At 61.3% G+C, this 4,329-nt stretch carries 5 protein-coding genes; 3 read left to right on the top strand and 2 right to left on the bottom strand.

What is annotated here, in order from left to right:
* From RMO57_RS09220 to RMO57_RS09230, 3 genes are all read left to right on the top strand, one after another.
* Window positions 1-509 (top strand): ABC transporter permease (locus RMO57_RS09220; protein WP_414896400.1); only part of this gene is annotated, 509 nt, incomplete at its 5' end.
* Window positions 510-519: 10 nt separating this feature from the next.
* On the top strand, window positions 520-1,440 hold the full coding sequence (locus tag RMO57_RS09225; protein ID WP_310385942.1) for an ABC transporter permease: 921 nt from the start codon (window positions 520-522) through the stop codon (window positions 1,438-1,440).
* A gap of 32 nt (window positions 1,441-1,472) precedes the next feature.
* A complete protein-coding gene (locus RMO57_RS09230; RefSeq protein WP_310385944.1) occupies window positions 1,473-2,639 on the top strand; it encodes a BMP family ABC transporter substrate-binding protein in 1,167 nt (388 codons plus the stop codon).
* A gap of 54 nt (window positions 2,640-2,693) precedes the next feature.
* Here RMO57_RS09230 and RMO57_RS09235 read toward each other — a convergent pair whose 3' ends face one another.
* Both RMO57_RS09235 and RMO57_RS09240 read right to left on the bottom strand, forming a co-directional pair.
* Window positions 2,694-3,722, bottom strand: coding sequence for an integron integrase (locus RMO57_RS09235; RefSeq protein WP_310385946.1), 1,029 nt, complete (start codon window positions 3,720-3,722; stop codon window positions 2,694-2,696).
* 337 nt (window positions 3,723-4,059) lie between these two features.
* The coding region (locus tag RMO57_RS09240; protein ID WP_310385948.1) for a hypothetical protein at window positions 4,060-4,329 on the bottom strand (270 nt) is incomplete at its 5' end.

Genomic DNA, 4,329 nt, shown 5'->3' on the forward strand with positions numbered 1-4,329 from the left:
GCCCGAACGCGGTGGCCGGGTCGGCCCTGGCGCGGGCCACCACCGAGTTCTACGGGGTGGAAGCGAACGCCCTGTACAACCTGTACCGCACCTGCCCCGGCGAGTGCGCGCTGCAGGTCGGCGGCCTGGCTCCTGCGGCGGCGCGTTATGCCGGCTTCTCCTCCACGCGGGCGGTGTGGACGGCGCTGCTGTTGTCGGGCGCGATGGCCGGCTTGGCGGGCGCCTTGGAGGTGGCCGGGCCACTGGGGCAGCTGACGCCCTATGTGCCGGCCGGCTATGGCTTCGCCGCCATCATCGTGGCCTTTGTCGGGCGCTTGCATCCGGTCGGCATCGTGTTCTCTGCCGTCTTGATGAGCATGTTTTTTATCGGCGGCGAACTGGCGCAGACGCGGCTGGGCCTGCCCAAATCCATCACCGGCGTGTTCCAGGGCCTGCTGCTGTTCTCACTGTTGGCCTGCGACAGCTTGATCAACTACCGCCTGCGCCGCACGCTGCGGGCTAGCGTTTGAGGCCAGCGGCATGGACGCTATCGCACTGTTGATCGCCGCCTCGCTGAACGCCGGCACCTTGCTAGCGCTGGCCGCCTTGGGGTTGTTGATCAACGAGCGCGCCGGCATCGTCAACCTCGGCGCCGAGGGCTTGATGCTGGTGGCGGCAATCGCCGGCTTTGCCACCGCCGTGCACACCGGCAGCGCTGGGTTGGCTTTTGCCGCCGGCATGGGTGCGGGCGCGCTGCTGGCCGGTTTGTTTGGCGTGCTGGTGATTTGGCTCAACACCAATCAATATGCGGCCGGCTTGGCGTTGAGCCTGTTTGGCGCCGGCTTTTCGGCCTTTGTCGGCATTCGCTACACCTCGGAAAAGTTGCCGCCGCGCGGCCAATTCGAACTGCCTTTCTTGGCCGACATCCCCTTCATCGGCCCGGCGCTGTTCAAACAGCATCCGCTGGTTTACGGCGCTATTGTCTTGACCGCCGCCTTGGCCTGGTTTTTGTACCGCTCGCGCGCCGGCCTGGTGCTGCGCGCGGTTGGCGAGTCGCCGGAGTCCGCGCATGCGCTGGGTTATCCGGTGCGCTGGATACGCTTGGGCGCGGTGATGGCCGGCGGCAGCTTGTGCGGCCTGGCCGGCGCCTATGTGTCCACCGTCTACACGCCGCTCTGGGTCGAAGGCATGATCGCCGGCAAGGGTTTCATCGCGCTGGCGCTGACGACCTTCGCCACTTGGCGGCCGGCACGCATCCTGCTTGGGGCTTATCTGTTCGGCTTTGTCACCATGCTGCAGTTTTATTTGCAGGGGCAGGGCGTGGAAATAGCGAGTCAGTTCCTGAGCATGCTGCCCTATCTGTCCACCATTTTGGTGCTGGTGCTGATTTCCAGTAACGCCGGATTCATACGGGCCAATATGCCGGCCTCCTTGGGTAAGCCTTTCTTTCCTGGGTCTTGAAATATTTTTCTTGGTCTGGTCTTTTTTTGGAGATGACGACGATGAACCAGCGTAGATCTTTGCTGAAACTCAGTGCTTTGAGCGTGCTGGCCAGCGCGGCCGCTTTGCTGGCGGGCTGCGGCAAGAAGGCCGAAGAGCCCGTTGCTGCGGCAGCCTCAGCTGCATCGGCTCCTGCGATCGCTGCGCCCTTGAAGATCGCTTTTGCCTACGTCGGCCCGGTCGGCGACGGCGGCTGGACTTTTGCGCATGACAACGCGCGCAAGGCGATTGAAAAAGAGTTTGGCGACAAGGTACAAACCAGTTTTGTCGAAAAAGTGCCCGAGGCGGCCGACGCCGAGCGGGTGTTCCGCGACATGGTGGGCCAGGGCAACAAGCTGATTTTTGGCACTACTTTCGGCTATATGGAGCCGATGCTCAAAGTAGCGGCAGACAGCCCCGACACCAAGTTCGAGCACGCGACCGGCTACAAGCAAGCCGCCAATCTGCGCAGTTATGACTCGCGCACCTATGAGGGTGCTTATATGGCAGGCGTCATCGCCGGCAAGATGAGCAAGACCGGCACCTTGGGCGTGGTCGGCTCCATCCCCATCCCGGAGGTGATCCGCAATATCAACAGCTTCACGCTCGGCGCGCAAAGCGTCAACCCGAAGACGGTGGTGAAAGTGGTGTGGGTGAACAAGTGGTTTGACCCGCCGCAAGAAACCGAGGCCGCGCAGACCTTGATTGACGGCGGCGCCGATGTCTGGATGCAAAACACCGACTCCAGCGCCGTGTTGCAAACGGCCGAGAAGAATGGCAAGTTTGCCTTCGGCTGGGATTCCGACATGACCGCCTACGGCCCCAAGGCTCACCTGGGATCGGCCGTGATCAATTGGGCGCCGTACTACATCGCCACCGTGCGCGAGGCGCTGGACGGCACCTGGGCGGCCGGGCCGGGCAAACATGCCTGGTGGGGTGTCAAGGAGGGCGCAATCGATATGGTGTCCATCGCCGAGACCGTGCCGGCCGACACCCGCGCCCAGATCGACAAGATCAAGGCCGGGCTCAAGGACGGCACGTTCGTCATCTGGAAAGGCCCCCTCGTTGGCCAAGATGGTAAGACCTTGCTGAAAATGGATGAAGTTGCCGACGACAAATTCCTCTCCGGCGTGAATTTTTATGTCAAGGGCGTGGACAGCAAGATGCCGGGTGGGAAGTGATCGAGTGACATCAGGTGCGGAACTTGGTCGATACCACCGACCACGGCTCATTTGTCACAGTTGATCCAACGGGCTGCGCACACCGCGCCCGCCACGGTTCAGCACATGGGTATAAATCATCGTTGTTTTGACATTGCTGTGACCCAGTAACTCCTGAACCGTGCGTATGTCGTAGCCCGCCTGCAGCAAATGAGTCGCAAAGGAATGGCGCAACACATGCGGCGTACAGGGCTTGCTGATGCCGGCGCGGCGGCTGGCCAGGGCCACAGCTTTTTGAACCCCTTGCTCCAACAGGTGGTGACGGCGTATTTCACCGGAGCGGGGGTCGATCGAGCGCAGTGGGCTGGGGAACAACCATTGCCATCCCCAGGCCGTCGCTGCGCTTGGGTCTTTGACGGCTAAGGCGTGGGGCAAGGCTACCGCGCCATAGCCTTCTTCCAAGTCCTGGCGATGCAAATTTTGACTGCGCGCCAGTTGATCGCGCAGCGGCGGGATCAAATTTTCGGGCAGCACGCTGACTCGGTCCTTATTGCCTTTTCCCTCGCGGATGACCACCTCGCGGCGCTCAAACTCAATGTCCTTGACACGCAGCCGCAGGCCCTCCAGCACCCGCATGCCGGTGCCGTAAAGCAGCGAGGCGACGAGCCAGTTCACGCCGTTCAGCTCGGCAAAAAGCGAGCGCACCTCGGTCGGCGTCAGCACCACCGGCAAATGCCTGCTGGCATGCGCGGTGATCACCTCACCCAGCCAGGGAAGCTCTACCCGCAAGACCTTCGAATACAGGAATAGCAGGGCCGACTTGGCCTGATTCTGGGTAGATGCGGCGACATTGCGCTCGGTCGCCAAGTAGGTCAGGAAACTCGCCACCTCATCGGCACCCATCAACGCCGGGTGCCGCTTGCCGTGATGCAAGATGAAGCGCCGCGCCCAGTCCACATAGGCCTGCTCGGTGCGTATCGAATAGTGCCTCACACGCAGTTCGCCGCGCAGTTGATCGAGGAGCTTGAGCGGCGGGGCGTGGCTCTGTGCGGGGACATTTGTATTGAGTTCGCCGAACGAAATTGGCTCACGCAAATCGCGCATCGACGCTTCGGAGGTGCTGGATGCTGCGGCTGTGGGCGAACTTGACAGCGCATTTTGTCCATAAAGTGCCACCGTTGAGGCGCCAAAGCGCAGTGGTTTTGAATCAGCTTTGCTGGGCAATTCTGAGTTTGAACTCGAATAGTGGCCAATGGAAGTCAGCGGCTCGGCGCGACTAGCATCAAGCGTAGGCGCCGGTGCCGCAACCATGTTGCTGGCGTTCTTGGTTGGACTGGGTTCGACGGGACGATTTGCAGTTCCTTGGCTAGACAAAAAGTCAACCCAAGCTTGCAGGTCCCGTACTTCAGCGTCATGCATGCTGAAAACATTAGGCGGTCCATCATGCTTTTCCCACCCCTCTTTTGTAGGGGGTCCTTGAGCCGGATCTGGTGAGAGAATCAGAAAAATTCCGGAAGTCAAGCATGCACATTAGAACGCCGATTTCCCGCCAACCCCGCCGGCCGACTTGACGTTCGGCCTCGGCAAAACCAATCGTGTAGCGCGAGCATGCAGCTTCCTTCTCTTCGCCATCCACCATTGCTTTTGTGCCATGGACAGATCGAGGATGCGCTTCCTCGGAATGCTCTGGCTGCCTGTCCGCTGGCAGGCA

This window comes from Roseateles sp., assembly GCF_031397715.1.
Classification (GTDB): Bacteria; Pseudomonadota; Gammaproteobacteria; order Burkholderiales; family Burkholderiaceae_C; genus Paucibacter_A.

Excerpts from the sequence above, each read along its gene's own strand:
- RMO57_RS09225 (WP_310385942.1), top strand. The coding sequence starts at position 520 with ATGGACGCTATCGCACTGTTGATCGCCGCCTCGCTGAACGCCGGCACC.
- RMO57_RS09230 (WP_310385944.1), top strand. The coding sequence starts at position 1,473 with ATGACGACGATGAACCAGCGTAGATCTTTGCTGAAACTCAGTGCTTTG.
- RMO57_RS09235 (WP_310385946.1), bottom strand. The coding sequence starts at position 3,722 with ATGCGCGATTTGCGTGAGCCAATTTCGTTCGGCGAACTCAATACAAAT.